The organism is Mesorhizobium sp. M0910, assembly GCF_040319465.1.
Classification (GTDB): domain Bacteria; phylum Pseudomonadota; class Alphaproteobacteria; order Rhizobiales; family Rhizobiaceae; genus Mesorhizobium.
In genome coordinates this window covers 96,025-114,950 of record NZ_JAMYNZ010000014.1, presented here as the reverse complement: position 1 = coordinate 114,950, position 18,926 = coordinate 96,025, and the positions used below count along the sequence as shown (strand labels likewise).

Genomic DNA, 18,926 nt, shown 5'->3' with positions numbered 1-18,926 from the left:
CTCGCGTTATGATAGGAACATAAAGAGAACATTGCGGGTGAATTGTCAAGCAGCGCGGAGGCCGCCGCCGCAACCTACAGCGCCATCTTGTAGCCGAGATGACTGGCGGTGAAACCGAGGCGCTCGTAAAAATCGTGCGCCTCCCGTCGACCTTTGTCCGTGGTGAGTTGGACGAAGTTGCAATTGCGCGAACGGCACGTTTCAATCGCCCATTCGACCATCAGTTTGCCGACGCCGCGCGAGCGCCATTGCCGGGCGACGCGAACGCCTTCGATCTGGCCGCGCCAGGCACCCTTCCTGGAGATACCCGGAAGGAAGGTGAGTTGCAGGGTCCCGACCACTTGCCCGGCCTCGACAGCCACGGCCAGCAACTGGTTGGGATCGGCATCGATTGCGCTGAAGGCATCGAGATAGGATGGCGCAAGCGGCGTGGATAGGTCTTCCCGGTCTGCGCCGAGCACATCGTCGGCAAGCATTGCAACGATCGCCGGCAGGTCGGGCGCCTGCGCGCGACGGAATTCGATCTCGCTCATCGCGCGAAGACATACGGTGCGACGTCGGCGATCGCAATATCCGTTTTGACTTGCAAGGGAAGGCCCGCGCCTTCAGGTGATCTCGAACGCCCAGAGGCGGTGGCCGTAGCGGCGGAAGAAGCGGGCGAAGAGGCGCTGCTGTCTGGCACGGGCGAGGTCGGCGGCGCGCCTTTCCTGCCGCCAGCGCGGCATGTTGCGGAACATCGCCAGGAAGCGGGCGGCGTCCTCGAGTGCCTCCTCGGCTGTCTGCGCCGGGCGGATCGCCGCCAGGAACAGAACGCGGCTCGGCTTCATCTGGTCAATCGCCACCTTGCGCTGGCGATGGCCCTGGCGTGCCTTGCGGATGCCGTCCTGGCGGATGGCCGCGAAAGCGGCAAGCATGGCCGGGCTGTCGCCGCTATAGCCGCAGGCATGGGCGAACTGGGCTGGGTTCATCGTCGCTCCCTTGCTGCCGGCCGGCCGCGGTTCCGTGGCTCGCGCCGATTCCAGCCCGCATGATATATAAGCATAACTCAAATAATTGAACAAGTGAAACTTTCACGTTGATGTAAGCGGAACCGACTCGACTCCGCCTCGAAAACCGATAATGATGTGAACAAAGCAGGAACAACGATGGGGTGGCCATGGCATTGGCGGGCAAGGAAGCGACGATCGCCGATGTCGTCTCGATTGCCGTCGAGTGCATCGATTGCGGCCGCAACAGGTGGTGGAAGCCGGCCGAGCTCAAGCGGCATGGGGTGAGGCCGGAGACGCCGCTATCAGCGCTTTCGGGGCGCCTCATCTGCAAGGCCTGCCGTGCCGATGGCCTGCCGGGCGCCGCCGTTTCGATCCAGGCCGCCTTCATCGACGACCGGCAACGGGTGCGCGCCGAGGCGCGCCTGCTCAACGGTCGAGAGCCGGAGCAGTCGAGGCGGGCTTGAGGGGGGAACTTCCTTCTCCCCTTGTGGGAGAAGGTGGATCGGCGCGTAGCGCCGAGCCGGATGAGGGGTGCTGGAAGAAACTCGGCGTTAAAATATGGAACGATTTTAAAGCCTTACGTAGCGATCCGTCCGGCACCCCTCATCCGACCGAGCTTCGCTCGGCCACCTTCTCCCACAAGGGGAGAAGGGAAAACCCTCCTCAATACCCCAGCAGTTCCTTGAGCGGGATGACGCGGAAGACGTTTTTGATGGCGTAGCGGTTGAAGGTCAGCGTCTTGGGCGGATTGTACTGCTCGACGATCAACTCGGCGGCGGTGCGCTTGACCAGCTTCTTGATGAAGGCCTTGCCGTTTTGCTCGTTCTCTTCGGGCAGCGTCTCGATCACCACATGGTCGCCGGGCACGGCGTCGCGGCCGCCGCAATAGATCATCTCGCCGGGCTCGTAGCGCGGCACCATCGAATCGCTCAGCACGTGCAGCGCAAACACATTGCGCAGATGCCGGATCCCCGGCGGCCGCTGGACATAGCCGGCCGGTTGGCCGTTGAAGGTGAAGTCGCCATCGTCGCCGCCGACGGCGGTGCCGAGAAGCTGGATGTCCATCGGTCCGGCGGGCAGGGGGCCGGGATCGGTGACGATCTCGGCATCGGCGACCGGTCCAGCATCTTCGAGGAAGACGACCTCGCCCTTGCCGAGCGCCACCGGATCGACGCGCAGGAAAGCGGCGGTCTTCAAAAGGTTCTCGGTCTTGGGCAGGTTGCGCCCGGTCTCCCAATTGCCGACGGCAGCGACGTCGGTGTCGTTGTGCTCGGCAATGTGACGCATCACCAGGCCGCGCTGCTTGCGCGCCCGGCGGATCGCCGCTCCGACCTTGATCGACAGTGCAGTTTTCGCCATGGCTCCCATCTGAGACATAAGATTCGGTTTCGTCTATGCAAGAATCGCTTGCATTATGATTTGAGTTATGCTCTTATGCGGGCATGCACAAGTCGCTTCACCAGCTTTCGGTCCTTAAATCCGCCGTTCAGCGCGCCGGCGGCGCTGGCCTGGAGGCGGTACCGCAAACGATCGCCAAGGCCATGCATGTGCCAACCGTTTCCCCTTCGTCGCGGCTGTCCTCCTCCCCGGCCGGGCCGATGCCCGAGGCTCGCGCCTCGGTTCCGGCAGCGCAAGCGGCCGGAACGGCCGGAGCCGTTCCCCTCACGGCTCCGGCCACGAATTACCCGTCGACCGGCAACGCGGGTGCCGCGGTTTCCTGGATCCGTACCGAAGACGGCACGGTCATCGCCTTCGACAAGCGGATGGGCAAGGCAGTCTCCGGCGCAACCAGGCAGGCGGCCGAGATGAAGCTCGATCGTAGCAGGCCACGCGAAGGCTGATCGGCTTTCCAGCCTGAGAGCCGGCGAAGCCGGCGCCACACACAACCACCCTTGCAGGGAATAAAACATCATGGCCGCCCGCTATTCCGCCTCTGAATTGGAACAAATCGAGAACTTATTGATGAGCGGGCTGTCGGCCGCGAAGATCGCCACCCGGTTGACCGCGCTGGGCGGCCGCCCGGCCTCGCGCGCGGCCATCATCGGCATCGTCCACCGCACCGCCCGTTTGCGCACCATCGGCCTTGCCAGATCCAAGGGCCGGTGTGGCGGACGCTCGGGCGGCCGGCTCGGAGATTCGGCGCCTGAGCCATCAAATGCCGCAAGCCAAGCGGAGGCCGATCCGAAGGCCGAGCCACGCTGCCGCCCCGCCAGGCTGTCGGCCAGGCTGGCGCCGCCGGCCTGGCAGCCGGGTCCGGCTCGGATCACCGGGTCCGATGGCGAGCGGCTCGAAATGCCGGCGCCGCGCCCGATCGCCGCCGGCGGCCGCCAGCCACATTTCGCCGCCATGCGCTTCATCGATTGCCTTTTCGACCGTTGCCGCGCGCCGCTCGACACGACGCTGCAGGAGGATGCCGAAAACGATGCCACCGGCAGTCGCCCCGGTTTGGACATGCTGTGCTGCGGGCTGCGCACAAAGCCTTCGAAAAGTTACTGCGCCTATCACGCGGCGCGCTTCCTGCGCACGCTGCCGGCCGAAACGATTTGAGCCCAGTGGATGACGGAAATTCGCCAGAGCCCGACGACAAAAAACCAGGAGGACCGAGCCGATGAGCAGCAAAATCGCCCAGAAGACCAAAGCCAGGCCGACGCGATTGCCGAAGGGCGAGGCCGAGCAGGTGCGCATCCGCAAGGAGATCGGCCATGATTTCGCGCTGAAAGACGACAGGTTCGGCCGCAAGCGGCTGGCCAAAGGAACACAGGAGGCGGCGCGCCTCTATGAGGTCTCCAATGACGGCCACACTGCGACCGGCGGCATCGTGCGGGTGCGCAATGTCGACCCGCTGAGCGGCCTCACCTCGCTGTCGCGCCAGCAGCGCGAGGCGGGGATGCGCTACCGCCAGGATTTCCGCAGTTCGTCGGAGGCAACCGCCAAGCCGATGGCTTGGGCCGAGCGTGTCGACGGCGGCCGCACCGGCAGCGGCGTCGCAGAACACATCCTGTCCGCCGGCCGCGACCATGCCGAGGCCACCAGGGCGCTTGTCCATTGGGAGATCGCCGGCATCGTGCAAAAGGTCTGCTGTGCCGACGCAACGGTCAAGAGCCTGGCCGAACAGGCGGGCGAACCGCGCGACGTGGTGGTGAAACTACTCAAGATCGGGCTCGACATATTGGCCGTGCATTACGGCATGATGCTGATGCGCAAGCCGAGATGAGGAGCCCCGCCGATCCGGCCGGCACTACCGGCCGGATCGATCCGTCAACGACGGCAGACACGGATTCTTTCGATGATCCGGTGGTGATGACGCCAGTGCCTGATGACTTCGGTATGGCAGCGCCGGTGGTACCGGTACCGGTAGCGCGGCGCGTAGTCCTCGTTATAGACATCATAGCGGTAACGGGGGACGTACTCATCGTCGTAATCGGAATACCGATGGTGGCGATAATAATAGTCGTCGTCATAGCCGTTGCCGATGCCGATCGTGACGCTGCCGCCGGCATTGGCCGGGCCAATCACGGAAGCCGCCGAGGCGATGGCGATCACCGAGGCAAGCAGGAGCTTCTTCATAGCTACCTCCTTCATTAACGTCCCTCTAATAGAAAAACCCGCGAGGGGCAGGCTCGTTCCACAAATTAGCAAGATGCCCCCAACTGAGAGCCCCAATTAGCGCCGCGTGGGCGAAAATGCCTCTGGCTGTGCGGCAGGGTGGCCGTCGACGCAAGCCTCGAGCTGGTTGTGGTCCGCGCCGTATGTATCCCGGTGTCCCGTCAAAACAGCGACAATCGGGCGGTGCCAGTCCCGTCACCTTGCCGATCTATTGGACATGCCCCAGTTCCAGCAAAACGAAAGCGGTCGCACCCAGCACAGCGAGGGCGTAGGCCGCATAAAGAACAAGCAGCATCACCTCAAAGTCCCGGACGAAACTAGCGGCAATCCTGGTCTCCCTAGGCTCCGCCTTCTCGATGCGGTCGGCTTCCAGCTGCTCCGTTGCCACGACGAGGCAGACTATCCTGTCGTTGTCGGCCGCCTGCAATATCCGTTCGGTCAAATCGACTGCAATCACTGGATCATCGGCCAACTGATCCCGCGATAGCCGGCTTTCAGTGACGGTCTGGATTTCACGCTTTCTCACGCACGCATAATTGCGTCGACTAAATTAGGTTCCACTGAAATACCTAGTAAAATACATAGATTGCGCCCACCCGATCGCGATGGGTGAGGCGTGAGCCCAACTGCGCGGAACCCCGCCTGAGGCCCGCATTTGTCGACCGTCGAGGCGAAATCTCTATCCGCATCCTCCGATCAAAGGGCGCCGGCTTCTTCATAGGCTGCTACGGTGCGCCAGTGCTGGTAGGTTGCAATGCTAAAGCCGCCAAACCTTCATATCGCGAACGCAGCGCCGACGTCTTCGGTTCTGACCGGTTATGACGAAGATCGCATGCTTACTTATATCCGGCTGCTCGACGCTTCGGCGGAAGGGACCGATTGGCGTGAGGTCGCCCGCATCGTTCTGCATATTGATCCGGAGCGGGAGCCGGAGAGGGCTTTCCGGGCGTGGGCGACACATTTGGCGCGTGCACGATGGATGACCAGGAAGCGGAACGAACTGCGCCAATTGCGTGATGAGTGGTGGGGATGAGCACCATCTAGGAACTGCCGTCCCGGTCTGGCCGTTGAGAGAGAAGGCCAACATGGAAAAGCGACCAATGACTTCTTGGCGAGCCAATACTTTCGAGCTGTGCTGCCTTCTTGCAGTTCCGCTGTCGCTTATCCTTACCGTTTTACTGGCTGGTCTCATCCTTAGCTGACCTGGCGTGGGTTGCTCGCCAAGGGCTGGTCGGTCGTGATCCGACAAGATCCCGCACTGTTACTTCACAGCCGCCGCCATCACATTCGAAAACAGCGCCCGTTCCACCGCCGGCTCCAGCGTTTCGGCGAAGGGCGTTGCCAGGTGGTGGCGGTCGCGGAAGGCTAGTTTGCCGTCGATGAAGACGTGGCAGGTGGTCTGGTCGCAAAACCGGTCGGTCATGTCGATGTAAGTGGCGTTCGGCGTCGAGCGCACGATGTCGCGCTCGACTGTGGCGATGTCGTCGTTTGCCGCCATGATCCTCGGCGTGTCGCATGTCGCGGGCGTCTGGCCCCGCCACAGCGCGCGCGCCACGCATTTGTCGGCGTAGCTTGCATTGTAGGGAACGTCCCTGATGACCGCGACCTTGATGCCGGCCTGGCTGAAGGCCTGAAGCGTCCAGGTGAGGCCCGTCCGCCACTGCGCTTGCCAATCGGCGTGCTTCAACTCCTCGGGCGATTCCTTCATCACATTGCCGATCGAGAATTCCGAAATCACCACCAGTTGCGGGTGCAGCGCGATGATGTCCTTGACCGACTGCTCGCGCCACTGGTCGCATTCGGTGTAGTCGCGCTTCAGCCGCCAGTTCCAGGTCGTCACCCGCGAAGCCCGGCAGGAGGATTTGAGAAAGGTGACGACGCGAAAATTGTTCTTCTCGGCCGCCTTGATCAGCGGCGTCGACCAATGGTCGGCATGCGAGTCGCCGAACAGCACGACCGAGCGTTGGGCATCCTTGCGGCCGAACATGCAGGGCTTCGGCTTGACGGTCTCGAAATCGAGCACGCAGCCGCCATTGGTCGCGCGCACGGTGGAGAGTTGGGCGGCGCTGTCGGCGATGACGTGCTGTTCGGGGCTGAGATTGTGCTCGGCAAAGCGCGCATTGCCATAGGCCGCCACCACGCCGGCGCCGGTCAGCGCGACGGCGGGCACCAGCGCCCGCGCTGCTCCGGCCATCAGCCAGCCATTGCGGCGGATCGGGTTCTCGACGAAATGATAGGTGAACATCGACAGAAGCAGCGTCAGCGCCGCGCAGGCAAAGCGGTCCAGGATGGACAGGTTGGGAACCACCATTGCCGCGTAGACGATGACTGGCCAGTGCCAGAGATAGAGCGAATACGACAGCCGGCCCAGCCATTGCATGGGCGGCAGCGCCAGCACTGCGCTCGGCAGATTGCGGCCGCCGCTGCCGCTGAGCAGCAGCAGCACGGTGCCGGCGACAGGCGCCAGCGCATTCACCCCGGGAAACGGTGAGTCTTCGTCCAGCATCAGATAGGCCCAGGCAATCAGCACCAGACCGAGGCATGCCTGGAACGTGGCGAGCAGCGGCCGGTCGCGCCAGATCTTTGCCGGCGCCATGGTCGCGAGCCCGCCGGCGGCGAATTCCCAGGCCCTGAGCGGCGAGAAGTAGAAGGCCCAGGGCTGCGACACTTCCGTCAGCCAGGCGCAGGCGGCGAAGGAGGCTAGGCCGGCGAGGCCAATGACGATTATAGCGGTGCGCTTGCCCGGGCGCAGCCATGCGGCCATCAAAAGCAGCGCCGGCCATGCCAAATAGAATTGTTCTTCGACCGACAGCGACCAGAAGTGGATGAAGGGGTTGTTGGTGGCGTCGGCGGCGAAATAGTCGAACGACCAGCGGATCAGCCAGAGGTTGATCATGTAGGCGGAGGCGAACATAGCGCCTTTCGAATAGAGCGCCTGTTCCTCCGGCGACAGGATGAAGTAACCAGCAAACAGCGTGGCGAGAATGACGAACAGTGCCGCCGGCAGCAGGCGCCGGGCGCGCCGGGCGTAGAAGCGCCAGAGGTTCAGCCGCCCGGTTTCGGTTATTTCCGTAACCAGGTGTTTTGTAATCAGGTAGCCGGAGATGACGAAGAAGATGTCGACGCCAGCAAAGCCGCCGGGCAGGCCGGAGAGACCAAAATGGAAGGCGATGACACCCGCCACCGCCAGTGCGCGCAGCCCTTCGATGTCAGGCCGAAATGATGCCGACACAATCACCTCGTGCAAGGAATGCCCACCTCGCAGAGGCTCGACCGATGCGCCGATATTGCAATGCAACAAATCTAACGCAGTGCAACATAGGGCGAGGGGACAGGCTCCTCCCACTCGTCGCATGGGCGATTCGCTCACATTGGCGGTTCAGTCATGAGGCGATTGAGATGGAAGCGAAGGGTGCCGAGGCGATCAGGCCTTTTTCAAAAACTCGGTCTTCAGCACCAGGCCCTTCAGCTGCCTGGTGCTGCATGCGATCTCGCCTGGATCGCCGGTGCCGGCAATGCCATGCGGAGGCTAACCGGCGGGCTGCGAGCAGACGGGACCGCTCGGGGTGGCATTGCCACTCCGCGACATGCGTTCCGACCAGGCCATGCCGATGGCGCCACGGCAATCGAACAAAAGCCGTGGCCTTCATTGCGCGGATATTCCGGCGTAGCGACGTCAAATGGCTAAGCCGCCGTGCAGACTGGAAGGTCGCGCAATGACGGACCTGCCCGCCCTTTCGCTTGGTCCGTTATTGCGATCGGCAAGACGCCGGCGGTCACTTGTTACCGAGCTGGTTGGCCATCTTGCAGAAGTCGGCATGCGTCTTGGCAATGCCGGCGTCGCTGCATTCCTTCAACACCATGGCCCGGTCGCTCGTGGACATGGCCATCCATGCGGTCTTGAATTCGGCTTCCGACTTCATGCTCTTCATGCCGGCGTCGGTGAAGAAGGGTGACATTTTCTGCGGATCGTCGAGCGCCGAAGTGCCAGTGGCACCGGCGGCAAGCGCTGCGCCGGTCATCATCGAAAGCGCCATCGCGCCCATGCAAAGCATCTTGATGTTCATGATCATTCCTCCTGAGCTGCTGCTTTGAGGTTGTCCATCAGCGATCTACGAAGGAACGGTGTTTTGACCCAAAAGTTCCGCGTTCCGGCGCAGACATGGAACAGGATTGCCCGTGACGCCATTTATGCAAAAAATTCTACCGTGACTGAAAAATTCTACCGTGACTGAATAGCCGCGCTGCCGATCTGAAGCCCGACAAAGCCAATTAAGGTCCAGGGCAATCGGTGTCCAGTTGGGGGAGACGCTGCGAAGTTGCACGCCGGCTCAATATGCCCGATCATGGCGACGGCGGGGCGGAGGTATCAAGTGGCGGCAAATCGTCGAAACGGCGCGCACCTGTCGGAGCCCCGGCGGGCGGGCATTGTTGCCGCTGCCAGGGCGCTTCCGCGCACATCGTTGCCCAGCGTAGCGTCGGTCGTGACGGCCGTCGCGGCGCTCTATTTCGGGCGCGAGGTCTTTCTGCCAATCGCAATCGCCCTGCTGCTTACCTTTGCGCTTGTACCGATGGTGTCGGCACTCAAGCGCGCTGGCATTCCGCGTCTTCCTGCCGTGATCGCGAGCGTGCTCGGCGCATTCACGGTGCTGGCGCTGTTCTCCTTCATCGTCGCCACGCAGGTCAGTGAACTGGCGCAGAACATCCCGCTTTACCAGGCTAATATCCTGACCAAGGTCCGGTCCCTCAAGGACACCGGCGTCGGCGGCGGTATCGTTTCCAGATTGAGCCGGGTGATCGAACGCGTCGGCCAGGAACTCGACAGACCCGGACCTGTGCAACCCGCCGCCGATCAGCCTCCGCGGGAGCCGATCCCGGTCGAAATCGTCGCGCGCGAACGACCGCTCGAGGTTCTCCAGAATCTGATCGGCCCGCTGCTGAGCCCGCTGGGATCGGCCGGGCTGATCGTCGTGGTCGTCATATTCATGCTGCTCGAGCGGGAAGACCTGCGCGATCGTTTCATACGTCTCGTCGGCTACGGCGATCTGCATCGAACCACCGAGGCGCTGCAGGATGCCGGCAAGCGGGTCGGCCGCTACCTGCTCATGCAATTGGTCGTGAACATCGTCTATGCCGTGCCGATTACGTTCGGGCTTTGGGTTCTGGGCATACCCAATCCATTGCTGTGGGGCTTGCTGGCGCTGGCGCTGCGCTTCGTTCCCTATATCGGCCCGGTCATCGCGACGCTGCTGCCTCTGTTCCTGGCGCTGGCCGTGGCGCCCGGCTGGTCGCTCGTGCTATGGACCGCCGGGCTTTTCGTGGTCGTGGAACTGATCACCGGCAACGTGATCGAACCCTGGCTCTACGGCTCGCGCACCGGGCTGTCGCCATTGGCCATCATCGTTGCGGCGATCTTCTGGACCTGGCTCTGGGGGCCATTGGGCCTGGTTCTGTCGACGCCGCTCACGGTCTGCCTCGTCGTGCTCGGCCGCCATGTGCCGCAGTTCGAATTCCTCGACGTTCTGTTCGGCAACGAACCCGTGCTCGAACCGCACGCCCGGCTTTACCAACGGCTGCTGGCCGGCGATCCCGAGGAAGCGACAGACCATGCCGAGGAGATGCTGGAGGAAAACTATCTAGTCGAGTTCTACGACAAGGTCGCGATTCCCGCACTTCTGCTCGGCGAGCAGGACCGTGTGCGTGGTGTGTTGAGCGATGAGCAAAGACAGCAGGTCGCCGGCAGCGCGCTGACGATGGTGGCGAACCTCGACGACAGCGCGCAGGAGGAGGCGGAAGCGGACGATACGGCCGCGGCCGAGGACAATGGTGTACGCGAGGACAAGCAGATTCAGGGGGAGGACGAGGACGACACCGAACTGCCGGATGGCACGGGCATGTCGGTGCTGTGCGCCGGAGGGCGCGGCGAACTCGACGACGCCGCTGCCGCCATGCTGGCGCAGGTGCTCGAAGTCCAGGGCGCTACGGTGTTGAGGGCGAGCTTCGCCGATCTGGAACCGGGAAGCATTCGCCGCCTTGAACTCGACGCCGTCGATACCGTCGTCGTCGGATTTTTGAACCGCGATTCCGTCAAGCACGGCCGGTTCCTGGTCCGTCGGCTGAAACGCGCCAAACCAAGGTTGCGGGTGGGTATCGTGTTGTGGTCGGAACCCGACAGCGACAACCAGGAGGCAGACGCCAGATTGGCCAACGAGATCAATGCCGATTTCGTCGCACACGGCATGGTCGGCGCGGTGCTCGGCGCGTTGTCCAGCGCTCCGCCGGTGGCGCTGAAGGCTACCGCCAAACGCCGCATGCGCCGCTTGACGCCGGCGCGCAAGAAAGAGCCGCTCGCCGCGGCAAAATGAACGCGGCCGACGACGGCGGCAGGTCGGGTTATTACCGCTTTCGCGAAAGTGGTAATAACCAAACGGATCAGGTTATCCTCGCAAGGTCGCGCTGAACCGTCCGCCCCGGCAAACGGCGCCAACCTTCATACAGTCCAGAAATAGCGCACCGTATGGAAGAAGACCGGGGCGGCGAAGACCAGGCTGTCAGCACGGTCCATCATGCCGCCATGGCCTTCGATCAGATGGCCCCAGTCCTTGACGCCCTGATCGCGCTTGATGGCGGAGGCGACCAGCCCGCCGAGGAAGCCCATCAGGCAGGCGATGAAGGCGACGCCGGCTGCCTGCAGCGGCGAAAACGGCGTCAGAAACGACAGCAGCACGCCGAGCAGGCTCGATGCCGCCAGCCCGCCGACAAGCCCCTCCCAAGTCTTCGACGGCGAGACCGTCGGCGCCAGGAGATGCCGGCCGAACAGCTTGCCGAAGATATATTGCAGCACGTCGCTGCCTTGCACGGTGATGATCAGGAAAGCGATCAGCAACAGGTTGCGGCCTTCGAAGCCAGGCACATCGAGCGTCAGCAGCGCCGGCACGTGGCTGACGCAGTAGACCGAAATCATGACCGCCCATTGCTGCGCCGAGACGCGCTCGAGAAAGCGCTCGGTGTCGCCGTGCAGCGCGGTGATCGCCGGCATCAGCAGGAAGCAGTAGACCGGGATGAAGATGGTGAACAGGCCATACCAGGCGGTCCACACCAGCCAGTACTGGAACGGGATGACGATGCCGAACATGCCGAGCAGCACCCAGTGGTCGCTGCGGCGGCTGTGCGTCAGCGTCACGAATTCGCGCAACGCGGCGAACGAAATCAGCGCGAACAGGATGGTCATGCCGGGGCGGCCGAAGAAGAAGGCAACGGTGATCGCCACCACCATCACCCACCAGGCATTGATGCGCTGGGTGAGGTTGACCAGCGTCGGCGACAACGGCTTCGGCGCGCGCCACGACAAAACGCCGGCGACGACGCTGGCGCTGATCAGCACCGCCAGCAGGCCGACAATCAGAATGAGGGTTTCGTGCATCATCGGCAGCATTTTGCCTTGATCCTCAATCGTCTCGCTCCGGCCGGGGGTTCAGCGCCAGCAGCGTTTCGCGGGCGCGGTCGAGAAAGGCGCGGCGTTCCTCACCAGGTTGAATGGCGATCGGCGCGCCGAAGACGACGCGGCAGAGCAGCGGCACCGGCACGAATTGCCCCTTGGGCAGCACCCGCGACATGTTCTCGATCCAGCACGGGATGAGCTCGACATCGGGTCGCGCCATCGACAGATTGTAGAGGCCGGAGCGAAACGGCAGGAGCGGTTCGTCGGTCATGTTGCGCGTGCCTTCGGGAAACAGGATCAGCGAATGGCCCTGGTCGAGCACCGACAGCATGATCGAGATCGGGTGCTGCGTTTCATCCGTCCACTGCCGGTGGATCAGCACGGAAGACAGCATGTCCTCGGCAATGAAACGGCGCAGCCGCGTCTTGCCCCAATAATCGGCGGCCGCCACCGCATGGGTACGGGCGCGTTCCTTCTCGCTGAGGCAGGCCGACAGCAGGATGAAATCGCCGTGGCTGGCATGGTTGGCGAAGTAGATGCGCTGCCGGTCCGATGGCTGGCTGCCGTTCCAGATCGGCCGCACGCCGGTGACCGCCCAGGCCAGCGCCGACAGGCCGACCGAGGTCACCGTCTGCAGCAGGGTATAGGTGCTGACGCGAAGCTTTGTCATGGACGGGCTCAAAAGAATGCCGCGACGACCGAGGCCGCCGCGAACAGGCCGAACGCGATACGCTGCTTGGCGAGCAGGCGGCGCGTGCCGGCCATCCGCTGCTCGAGTGAGCGGCCGCCGGCAGTGGACTTCAGCCGCATGCGCGCCAGCACGTCGTCGATCGCCGCGCCGCCGCCTGCCTCGCTGGCGTGGCTGGCCATCAACCGAAACAGCAGCGCGTCGAACAAAAGCAGGGCCGAGAGAATGATTGTGGCTATGGCACTTGCGGCGGCGATCAGCCAGGCTACCGCGGACAGCGACGATGTTTGCGGCGCAACCGCCAGGCCGATGACCGGCGCCGCCAGCAAGGCAGCAGCAATCAGCAGCAGCGGCCATGCCACCTGCACCATCAGCCCGGCAGCGAACGCTTCGGCCCTGTCACGATAGGCGGTCATGCCGGTGCGTCCGTGCAAAGATGCACCGGCCGGCCCGCGGCGGCGAGCTTGCCTCGCGCCTGATCGGGCGTGGCGGCCCGGCCGCTGGCGACCAGCCATTCGGCGACCACGGCGGCGCTGCGTTGGAAGCCGAGCGCACAGCAGACCAGCACCGTGCCCTGGTTCTGCGCCGCCCCGATCGCCGCCACCGCTTGCGCACGCGCCTCGCGAGACGGCGGCAAAAGGTCGACCATGGGCAGGCTGACCCAGCGGATCGAGGCGCCACGCGGCCTTTCCAGTTCGCCGGCAAGGTCGATCACCGTGCCGAAAGGGTCGGCTTCGGCGGCGGTCGGAAAACGGCCAAGGGAAACACCGTCGGCAACGACGATATGCGCCGGAAGCTTTCGCGTCCATGCCCACACATTGGCCTTGGCGCCAAGGCGGTAGGGCCAAAGCAGTAGACGGCTGGCCAGCGACACGCGGCCATCGGCTGTTTTCTGGAACATTTTGGCGCCGGCGCCGGCATAGGCGAAAGCGACTATGGCCAGCGCCAGTGCCGGCCACAACAGGATGAGCCACAGCGCCGAGACCAACGCGCCGGCAGCGGCGCCGGTCAGTGCAAGGCTTGCGCCGAGCGCATAGAACAGCGCCAACCGCCGCGCCTTCGGGTCAGCGCTCAGGCGGAAGCCGGTGAACGGCAGCTCGCTGTCGCGCGGAAACAGCCACAGGGCGAAAAGGCCGAGCAGCGCGCCGGTCGGAATGTCGATGAAATGGTGCTGCCACGTCGTCAGCACCGAGGCGCCGATCAGGAAACACCAGACATGCCAGGCGAAGCCGGCGATGCCGGTCAATCTGTAACGCCAATGGTCCCAGATGATGACCAGCAGCGCGATATGCAGCGACGGCGCCTGGTTGAAGGGTTTGTCGAAGCCGCCGAGCACGGCGAACATGAAGCCGGGCAGGCCGCTCGTCTGCGGGCGCACGAAGGTCGCAGTCAGCGGGAACAGGATGAAGCAGGCGACGGCGACGAGCTGCGCCGTCAGATAGCGGCCGGCAAGGCGGTCGACGCCGCTCTTCGAATTGTTCAACAGCAACGACAAGCCATAGAACAGGTTGATCGACCAGTAGGGCACGATCGTCCAGGCAAGGAACGGGATGCCATGCTCCCAGCCGAAGACGATGCTGCCGACATCGTCGCGCCGCGACGCCAGCCAATTGGCGAAGCCGTAGGTGGCGTAGAAGAACGGCGCCAGAAATGCCAGCCACAATGCGGCGCGCAGGACGGTCCCGGGATACCGCTCACGCGGCAAGGCCGGAAGGGCAGGGGCATCGCGAGGTAAGGCAGAGGCAGGCAAGTCCATGTTCAGACGCGCCGCGCGACCGAAACGGTGAAGATGCCCCACTGGTCGATGCGCTGGTCGAGCTTCTCAAAGCCGGCGGCCGCCACCAGCTGGTCCATCTCGGCCTGCGTGCGGCGGCGCATCACCCAGGCCTGGCCGCCGCGATGCGAGGTCAGGCTGCGCGCGATCATCTCGAGCTGCGGATGCCAGGGCTGGTTGGTATAGACGAGCAGGCTTCCCGGCTGCATGGCGCTGGCCAGTCCACCGAGCGAGCGGGCGATCACGGCATTGTCGGCAAACAATTCGTAGAGCCCCGAGACGATGGCGAGATCCGGCGCCGGGTCGAGCCCGGCCAGCATCGTGGCGTCGAAGGCGTCACCTTGATGGAAAGTGACGCTCGCCGGCAGCTGGCGCTCGGCGATCAGCTTGCGGCCGAGCGAGACGTTGAGCTCGGAGAAATCCTGCAGCCGTACGCTTGCCGGCGGCTCGGCGCATTTCTGCACGGCATCGAGCACGTAGCGGCCATGGCCGGCGGCGATATCGACGATATGGACCGGCCGGCCGGCGGCCTTGAACGAGGCGGCGGCGCTGCCGATCAGTTCTTCCAGATGCAGCTTGCGCTGGCGGATGCCGCGCCAGCCGATGGCATCGAGAAAGGTGCGGTCGATCATGCGGCCGATGGGGCTGATGCCCCGCGCCTCGTTCTCGTAGACATAGTCGAGCGTCGAGCCCGAATCGAAGCCGGTGGCAATCCCCGTCTTCATACCGGACGACAGCCAGGCGCCCATGCGGATCGAAGCGCGGCTCATTGCCCAGTAGAGGCCCCTTAGCGACAGCAGCGGCAGCGGCGAGGCAAGCCGGTCGGCCTCGTCGCGCGTGTAGCCGGCGCGGTCGGCCTCGGTCAGGTCGACCGGCTTTTCCGGCGCCGCGAATTGCTTTTCAAGGAAAGGCCTGATCAGGTCGAGTGCCTTGTGGCGGTCGCGCTCGCCCAGCGTGTCGTGGAAGAAGCCGGCCAAAACATGCCGCTCCTTGGCCGGGCTCGCCAGATTGACGAAAAACTCGTGCTGCGGTTCATGCCGCACCACCCAGTCACTGCCGGAGATCAGAAGCTGTGTCGGCACCGTGATGGCGCGTCCGTCGGCGACGATGCGCGCAGCATGGTCGTAGAGCTCGACCAGGATGTTGGAGGCGATCGGCCGGGTGATCAGCGGGTCGGCGTCGAAGGAGGCGATACGCTCGGGGTCATGCGTCAGGAATTTCGCCTTGACGTAGGAATTCACGAAGAAGCGGCCCTTCAGCTTCTGCCACAACGCGATGCCTTGCTTGGCGAGGGGCACGTAGAGCTTGACCGAGAAGGCTGGCGAGGCCAGCACCAGGGCGCGAATGTCGGGCGCGTAATCGTGCACCCAGGCGGCGGCAAGCACGGCGGCGAAGGATTGCGCGATCAGCGCGATGTCGCGCCGGGCAAAGCCGTCGCTGTCGATCTCGCGCACCAAACAATCGATGTCGCGCACCAGCGCGGCAAATGACGGCGCATAGCCGCGTTCGCCGGCGGAGCGGCCATTGCCGCGCGCGTCCCAGGCATAGAAGGCGTGGTCGGGCATCTGGAACTCGTCGACCAGATGCGCCATACGGCCGCCATGCTCGTGGCCGCGGTGGAACAGCAGGATGGCGCCCTTGGGGTTTTCCGACAGCGCCGGCCAATAGCGATAGAAGATCTCTGTGCCATCGTGGCTCTTGAAGCTGCGCTCCTGCGCCACCCGCTCGATATTGACTGAAGCCACGGCGGCAACCGTCTGTTGGTGAAGCATGTTGTTCTCCCTGGCGAGACCGGAATTCAGCTACCGCTCCCGTTAAGGCCGCTGCGTATCCGGTTGATGGCGGTCGCCAGCGAGAGTGTAGCCATGGCCGGAAACACGAGCGGCGTGAGCGCCGGGACCCACAGGCCGGACGCGATAAGCACCGCGAGGATGCCAAGCGCCAGCGCCCGGTCGCTTTTGCCGAACGGGCCGGCATAGTTGCGCCCAGCTCCGGCCGCGATGCCGAGCACGCCGGCGAATTCCGCGATCATAGCCGCGATAGCGAATGCAACGACGCCCCAGGCAGGAAAAATGACAGTAAAGGCCAGGATCAAAGCGAGATCGGAGACGACATCACAAAGCTCGTTGAGATACATGCCGAGCGTCGAGGCCTGGCCATGTTCCCTTGCGAGCATGCCGTCAATGGCGTTTAGCGCCATTCGCGTAAACAGCACGAGCGGCATCAGCAGAAAGACCGCGCGGCGGCCTGCAAGGGCTGCCACCGCAAGGCCGGCAGCGAGCGAGAGGGCAGCGGCCAACAGTGTGATCTGGTTGGCGGTGACGCCGGCCTTGGCCAGGCCGTCGGCAAGCGGCCGCAGCCTGGCCTGGAAGGCCGGTTTCAGCGCATAAAGCGTCGGCATGTGCGAACCCCCCGGCCGCGGTGCAAATGATGTTGGCGAGGATGGTCAATTGGCGCGCAAGACGCAAGGGCGGCGCCCTGCCATTTTTCGACATCCGGATATGTCGGCGCTAGCTTTTCCTGTCATTGTCGACCGGGAACCGTGCTGGCAAGCTTTCTTCGGCCGTGGCCCAGGCGCGACTATGATAACGCCGCAGGACGAGAATGCATGTCGCGAAGACCGCCAGCCCGCAAATCACGCCGGGCGACATGCCTCCGCCGAAAGCGGACTTAACAACGATGCCGGTGAAGGCGCCGGCGATGGCGCCGTTGATCGTGCCCACCATCCCAGCGGTGGTCATGAAATATTGCAGCGGCGAGGGGCGGAGGCCCTTGTCGACCAGCACCGCCGAGAGGTCGTCATGCGTGGAGTTGACAAGGTATCTTTGCAGGACCGGCGCCAGCTCGACGAAATAGTGGCGGATCCTGGCCATGCCGCGGGCATGCACCATGTCCTCGATGGCAACCTGCACAGCGCGCACGAAGGTGACCAGGCCGATGAAGAAAAGGCAAGGTAGCAAGATAAGGCTGAACAACACGAACGGCCTGCCCATCTCCGTGACCTGGGCGACGAAGGACAAGGCAATCGTTGCGCTCGAGACCGACGTCAGGAACAGATTGGCTCGCTGGTTCGCTTCCTGAATGGTCGCGGCGCGAGCGTTTTGCAGCACGAAATGCTCGGTCGTCAGGCACTGCAAGACTTGCTGCGCCTGGTCAGGCGGAACCGGAGCGTCGGGAGAACGGGTCATCGACATTCCCCGCTTCTGCCCGCCGGAACCGGCAGGGCAGAAGCGGGCGTCGTCCTGCTGCGAGCCATCAGGACTTGCCGTTGCCGCCGTTGATGGCGATACGCTTGGCCTTGGCCTGAGCGCGCTCCGTCTTCGGCAGCGTCACGCTTAGCACGCCGTTCCGGAACGCGGCGTTGATCTTGTCTTCGTCGACTTCGTAGCCGAGCGGGATACGCCGCTCGAAACGGCCATAGAAGCGTTCGGAGAACTGCCTGTCCTTGTCCTCGGTCTCTTCACGCTTCTCGCCGCGCAGCGTCAGCACACCGTCATCGAGCAGCAGCTCGACGTCTTTCTCGTCCATTCCGGGGATCTCGGCGGTGACGCGGATCTCCTTTTCGCTATCGGAGATTTCGACGCTCGGCCAGCTGGCGCCGGCAGCGGAGAAGCCACCGAGCGACGGCAGCCTCGTGTCGAAGCCGCGGAACGCCTCGTCGAACAGGCGGTTCATTTCGCGATGCAGCGTCAGGAAGGGATCGCGATCGCCGCTGCGGAACAGGCTGGGGGCCTGATTATTCTCCCGGCCCCAGGGAATGAGATCACGAATAGCCATTGCATAGTCTCCTTTCTCGACTGGTTCGTTCAGGCAGCCTGCTTGTTTGCTTCGACCTGCGCGGCCTTCGGCCCGGTCTTCGGCGAGGCGACATCGGTCGCGATGGCGATGCGCCGAGGCTTCATCTCCTCGGGCACCTCACGTACCAGATCGATGCTGAGCAGGCCGTTGTCGAGCGAGGCGCCTGCGACCTTGACGTGATCGGCAAGCTCGAAACGGCGGGTAAAGGGCCGTGTGGCGAGGCCATGATGCAGATACTCCGCGTTGTCCGGCTCCTTATGCTGGCCGGAGACAATCAGGAGGTTGGGTTCATGAATGATTTCGAGGTCGTCCTCGGAAAAGCCAGCGACGGCGATAGTGACGCGGTAGTTGTTCTCGCTGCTGCGCGCGATGTCATAGGGCGGCCAGGCGTCGAAAGCCTGCGGCGCATTTTCCAGCAGGTTGAAGACGCGGTCGAAGCCGATGCTCGACCGATAGAGCGGGGAAAAGTCGAATGCGGTTCTCATAGCTACATCCTCCATCGAGCAACATAGATACGAGGAGCGCCAAAGAGCTGGCGCTCCCTGGTTTCGCCGGCCCCATTTCGGCGACCGGTGCCATCGATTTGGTTATTGTCCGCCGCAAGTCAAGACCCCGATGGCTCTCGCGTTG

General features: G+C 63.8%; 22 protein-coding genes and 1 pseudogene. 6 read left to right on the top strand and 17 right to left on the bottom strand.

The window, feature by feature from the left end; genetic code table 11:
* Positions 1-74: 74 nt before the first annotated feature.
* Together NKH78_RS27695 and NKH78_RS27690 are read right to left on the bottom strand one after the other, a co-directional pair.
* On the bottom strand, positions 75-533 hold the full coding sequence (locus NKH78_RS27695; protein WP_352691742.1) for a GNAT family N-acetyltransferase: 459 nt from the start codon (positions 531-533) through the stop codon (positions 75-77).
* Between the two features lie 72 nt (positions 534-605).
* A complete protein-coding gene (locus NKH78_RS27690; protein ID WP_352691743.1) occupies positions 606-968 on the bottom strand; it encodes a hypothetical protein in 363 nt (120 codons plus the stop codon).
* Between the two features lie 188 nt (positions 969-1,156).
* Between NKH78_RS27690 and NKH78_RS27685 the strand changes: the two genes are divergently transcribed.
* Positions 1,157-1,453 carry a hypothetical protein gene (locus tag NKH78_RS27685; RefSeq protein ID WP_352507809.1) on the top strand — a complete coding sequence of 99 codons (297 nt, stop codon included), beginning with the start codon at positions 1,157-1,159 and terminating at the stop codon, positions 1,451-1,453.
* A 199-nt stretch (positions 1,454-1,652) separates the two neighbouring features.
* On the opposite strand, the gene NKH78_RS27680 is transcribed toward NKH78_RS27685, so the two are convergent.
* Entirely contained in the window at positions 1,653-2,357 is a 705-nt protein-coding gene (locus NKH78_RS27680; protein ID WP_352691796.1) for an XRE family transcriptional regulator, read from the bottom strand.
* Positions 2,358-2,431: 74 nt separating this feature from the next.
* On the opposite strand from NKH78_RS27680, the gene NKH78_RS27675 reads away from it, so the two are divergent.
* The 3 genes from NKH78_RS27675 to NKH78_RS27665 all read left to right on the top strand — a co-directional run bounded on the left by NKH78_RS27675 (position 2,432) and on the right by NKH78_RS27665 (position 4,203).
* Positions 2,432-2,830, top strand: a complete 399-nt coding sequence (locus NKH78_RS27675) for a hypothetical protein (RefSeq protein ID WP_352691794.1) — start codon at positions 2,432-2,434, stop codon at positions 2,828-2,830.
* A gap of 121 nt (positions 2,831-2,951) precedes the next feature.
* The gene (locus NKH78_RS27670) at positions 2,952-3,536 is read left to right on the top strand and encodes a GcrA cell cycle regulator (RefSeq protein ID WP_352475567.1); all 585 of its coding nucleotides are present in this window, start codon (positions 2,952-2,954) and stop codon (positions 3,534-3,536) included.
* A 61-nt stretch (positions 3,537-3,597) separates the two neighbouring features.
* On the top strand, positions 3,598-4,203 hold the full coding sequence (locus tag NKH78_RS27665; RefSeq protein WP_352475566.1) for a DUF6456 domain-containing protein: 606 nt from the start codon (positions 3,598-3,600) through the stop codon (positions 4,201-4,203).
* Positions 4,204-4,247: 44 nt separating this feature from the next.
* On the opposite strand, the gene NKH78_RS27660 is transcribed toward NKH78_RS27665, so the two are convergent.
* Both NKH78_RS27660 and NKH78_RS27655 read right to left on the bottom strand, forming a co-directional pair.
* On the bottom strand, positions 4,248-4,556 hold the full coding sequence (locus tag NKH78_RS27660; protein WP_292664589.1) for a hypothetical protein: 309 nt from the start codon (positions 4,554-4,556) through the stop codon (positions 4,248-4,250).
* A gap of 247 nt (positions 4,557-4,803) precedes the next feature.
* Positions 4,804-5,067, bottom strand: coding sequence for a hypothetical protein (locus NKH78_RS27655; RefSeq protein WP_352884814.1), 264 nt, complete (start codon positions 5,065-5,067; stop codon positions 4,804-4,806).
* A 282-nt stretch (positions 5,068-5,349) separates the two neighbouring features.
* Between NKH78_RS27655 and NKH78_RS27650 the strand changes: the two genes are divergently transcribed.
* Positions 5,350-5,628 carry a DUF2285 domain-containing protein gene (locus NKH78_RS27650; RefSeq protein WP_352475563.1) on the top strand — a complete coding sequence of 93 codons (279 nt, stop codon included), beginning with the start codon at positions 5,350-5,352 and terminating at the stop codon, positions 5,626-5,628.
* Positions 5,629-5,856: 228 nt separating this feature from the next.
* On the opposite strand, the gene NKH78_RS27645 is transcribed toward NKH78_RS27650, so the two are convergent.
* The 3 genes and pseudogenes from NKH78_RS27645 to NKH78_RS27635 form a co-directional block, all read right to left on the bottom strand.
* The gene (locus NKH78_RS27645) at positions 5,857-7,827 is read right to left on the bottom strand and encodes an acyltransferase family protein (protein WP_352691792.1); all 1,971 of its coding nucleotides are present in this window, start codon (positions 7,825-7,827) and stop codon (positions 5,857-5,859) included.
* A 192-nt stretch (positions 7,828-8,019) separates the two neighbouring features.
* Positions 8,020-8,115, bottom strand: a pseudogene (locus NKH78_RS27640) (alkylphosphonate utilization protein); the annotation flags it as partial.
* Between the two features lie 256 nt (positions 8,116-8,371).
* Positions 8,372-8,662, bottom strand: coding sequence for a hypothetical protein (locus NKH78_RS27635; protein ID WP_254819668.1), 291 nt, complete (start codon positions 8,660-8,662; stop codon positions 8,372-8,374).
* Between the two features lie 306 nt (positions 8,663-8,968).
* Between NKH78_RS27635 and NKH78_RS27630 the strand changes: the two genes are divergently transcribed.
* Positions 8,969-10,960, top strand: coding sequence for an AI-2E family transporter (locus NKH78_RS27630; RefSeq protein ID WP_352507803.1), 1,992 nt, complete (start codon positions 8,969-8,971; stop codon positions 10,958-10,960).
* Between the two features lie 125 nt (positions 10,961-11,085).
* Here NKH78_RS27630 and NKH78_RS27625 read toward each other — a convergent pair whose 3' ends face one another.
* The 9 genes from NKH78_RS27625 to NKH78_RS27585 form a co-directional block, all read right to left on the bottom strand.
* Positions 11,086-12,021, bottom strand: coding sequence for a phosphatidate cytidylyltransferase (locus NKH78_RS27625; RefSeq protein ID WP_254819727.1), 936 nt, complete (start codon positions 12,019-12,021; stop codon positions 11,086-11,088).
* A gap of 22 nt (positions 12,022-12,043) precedes the next feature.
* Positions 12,044-12,706 (bottom strand): lysophospholipid acyltransferase family protein, encoded by a 663-nt coding sequence (locus tag NKH78_RS27620; RefSeq protein WP_254819667.1) that lies wholly within the window; start codon positions 12,704-12,706, stop codon positions 12,044-12,046.
* 8 nt (positions 12,707-12,714) lie between these two features.
* Positions 12,715-13,140, bottom strand: a complete 426-nt coding sequence (locus NKH78_RS27615; RefSeq protein ID WP_352740996.1) for a hypothetical protein — start codon at positions 13,138-13,140, stop codon at positions 12,715-12,717.
* A complete protein-coding gene (locus tag NKH78_RS27610; protein ID WP_352740998.1) occupies positions 13,137-14,480 on the bottom strand; it encodes a phosphatase PAP2/dual specificity phosphatase family protein in 1,344 nt (447 codons plus the stop codon). The genes NKH78_RS27615 and NKH78_RS27610 overlap by 4 nt, the downstream gene beginning before the upstream one ends.
* 2 nt (positions 14,481-14,482) lie before the next feature.
* Positions 14,483-16,270, bottom strand: coding sequence for a bifunctional alpha/beta hydrolase/class I SAM-dependent methyltransferase (locus NKH78_RS27605; RefSeq protein ID WP_352741000.1), 1,788 nt, complete (start codon positions 16,268-16,270; stop codon positions 14,483-14,485).
* A gap of 26 nt (positions 16,271-16,296) precedes the next feature.
* Positions 16,297-16,899, bottom strand: a complete 603-nt coding sequence (locus tag NKH78_RS27600) for a CDP-alcohol phosphatidyltransferase family protein (RefSeq protein ID WP_254819663.1) — start codon at positions 16,897-16,899, stop codon at positions 16,297-16,299.
* A 109-nt stretch (positions 16,900-17,008) separates the two neighbouring features.
* Positions 17,009-17,686, bottom strand: coding sequence for a hypothetical protein (locus NKH78_RS27595; RefSeq protein WP_352507800.1), 678 nt, complete (start codon positions 17,684-17,686; stop codon positions 17,009-17,011).
* Between the two features lie 67 nt (positions 17,687-17,753).
* On the bottom strand, positions 17,754-18,275 hold the full coding sequence (locus NKH78_RS27590) for an Hsp20/alpha crystallin family protein (protein WP_352705277.1): 522 nt from the start codon (positions 18,273-18,275) through the stop codon (positions 17,754-17,756).
* 29 nt (positions 18,276-18,304) lie between these two features.
* Positions 18,305-18,781 carry an Hsp20 family protein gene (locus tag NKH78_RS27585; protein ID WP_254819660.1) on the bottom strand — a complete coding sequence of 159 codons (477 nt, stop codon included), beginning with the start codon at positions 18,779-18,781 and terminating at the stop codon, positions 18,305-18,307.
* Positions 18,782-18,926: the final 145 nt, after the last annotated feature.

What these genes read in the sequence shown, in the direction of transcription:
- NKH78_RS27660 (WP_292664589.1), bottom strand. Translation starts at nt 4,556, where the DNA reads ATGAAGAAGCTCCTGCTTGCCTCGGTGATCGCCATCGCCTCGGCGGCT.
- NKH78_RS27695 (WP_352691742.1), bottom strand. Translation starts at nt 533, where the DNA reads ATGAGCGAGATCGAATTCCGTCGCGCGCAGGCGCCCGACCTGCCGGCG.
- NKH78_RS27690 (WP_352691743.1), bottom strand. Translation starts at nt 968, where the DNA reads ATGAACCCAGCCCAGTTCGCCCATGCCTGCGGCTATAGCGGCGACAGC.
- NKH78_RS27610 (WP_352740998.1), bottom strand. Translation starts at nt 14,480, where the DNA reads ATGGACTTGCCTGCCTCTGCCTTACCTCGCGATGCCCCTGCCCTTCCG.
- NKH78_RS27665 (WP_352475566.1), top strand. Translation starts at nt 3,598, where the DNA reads ATGAGCAGCAAAATCGCCCAGAAGACCAAAGCCAGGCCGACGCGATTG.
- NKH78_RS27590 (WP_352705277.1), bottom strand. Translation starts at nt 18,275, where the DNA reads ATGGCTATTCGTGATCTCATTCCCTGGGGCCGGGAGAATAATCAGGCC.
- NKH78_RS27595 (WP_352507800.1), bottom strand. Translation starts at nt 17,686, where the DNA reads ATGACCCGTTCTCCCGACGCTCCGGTTCCGCCTGACCAGGCGCAGCAA.
- NKH78_RS27670 (WP_352475567.1), top strand. Translation starts at nt 2,952, where the DNA reads ATGAGCGGGCTGTCGGCCGCGAAGATCGCCACCCGGTTGACCGCGCTG.
- NKH78_RS27615 (WP_352740996.1), bottom strand. Translation starts at nt 13,140, where the DNA reads ATGACCGCCTATCGTGACAGGGCCGAAGCGTTCGCTGCCGGGCTGATG.
- NKH78_RS27605 (WP_352741000.1), bottom strand. Translation starts at nt 16,270, where the DNA reads ATGCTTCACCAACAGACGGTTGCCGCCGTGGCTTCAGTCAATATCGAG.
- NKH78_RS27635 (WP_254819668.1), bottom strand. Translation starts at nt 8,662, where the DNA reads ATGAACATCAAGATGCTTTGCATGGGCGCGATGGCGCTTTCGATGATG.
- NKH78_RS27625 (WP_254819727.1), bottom strand. Translation starts at nt 12,021, where the DNA reads ATGATGCACGAAACCCTCATTCTGATTGTCGGCCTGCTGGCGGTGCTG.
- NKH78_RS27685 (WP_352507809.1), top strand. Translation starts at nt 1,157, where the DNA reads ATGGCATTGGCGGGCAAGGAAGCGACGATCGCCGATGTCGTCTCGATT.
- NKH78_RS27675 (WP_352691794.1), top strand. Translation starts at nt 2,432, where the DNA reads ATGCACAAGTCGCTTCACCAGCTTTCGGTCCTTAAATCCGCCGTTCAG.
- NKH78_RS27620 (WP_254819667.1), bottom strand. Translation starts at nt 12,706, where the DNA reads ATGACAAAGCTTCGCGTCAGCACCTATACCCTGCTGCAGACGGTGACC.
- NKH78_RS27650 (WP_352475563.1), top strand. Translation starts at nt 5,350, where the DNA reads ATGCTAAAGCCGCCAAACCTTCATATCGCGAACGCAGCGCCGACGTCT.
- NKH78_RS27680 (WP_352691796.1), bottom strand. Translation starts at nt 2,357, where the DNA reads ATGGGAGCCATGGCGAAAACTGCACTGTCGATCAAGGTCGGAGCGGCG.
- NKH78_RS27600 (WP_254819663.1), bottom strand. Translation starts at nt 16,899, where the DNA reads ATGCCGACGCTTTATGCGCTGAAACCGGCCTTCCAGGCCAGGCTGCGG.
- NKH78_RS27585 (WP_254819660.1), bottom strand. Translation starts at nt 18,781, where the DNA reads ATGAGAACCGCATTCGACTTTTCCCCGCTCTATCGGTCGAGCATCGGC.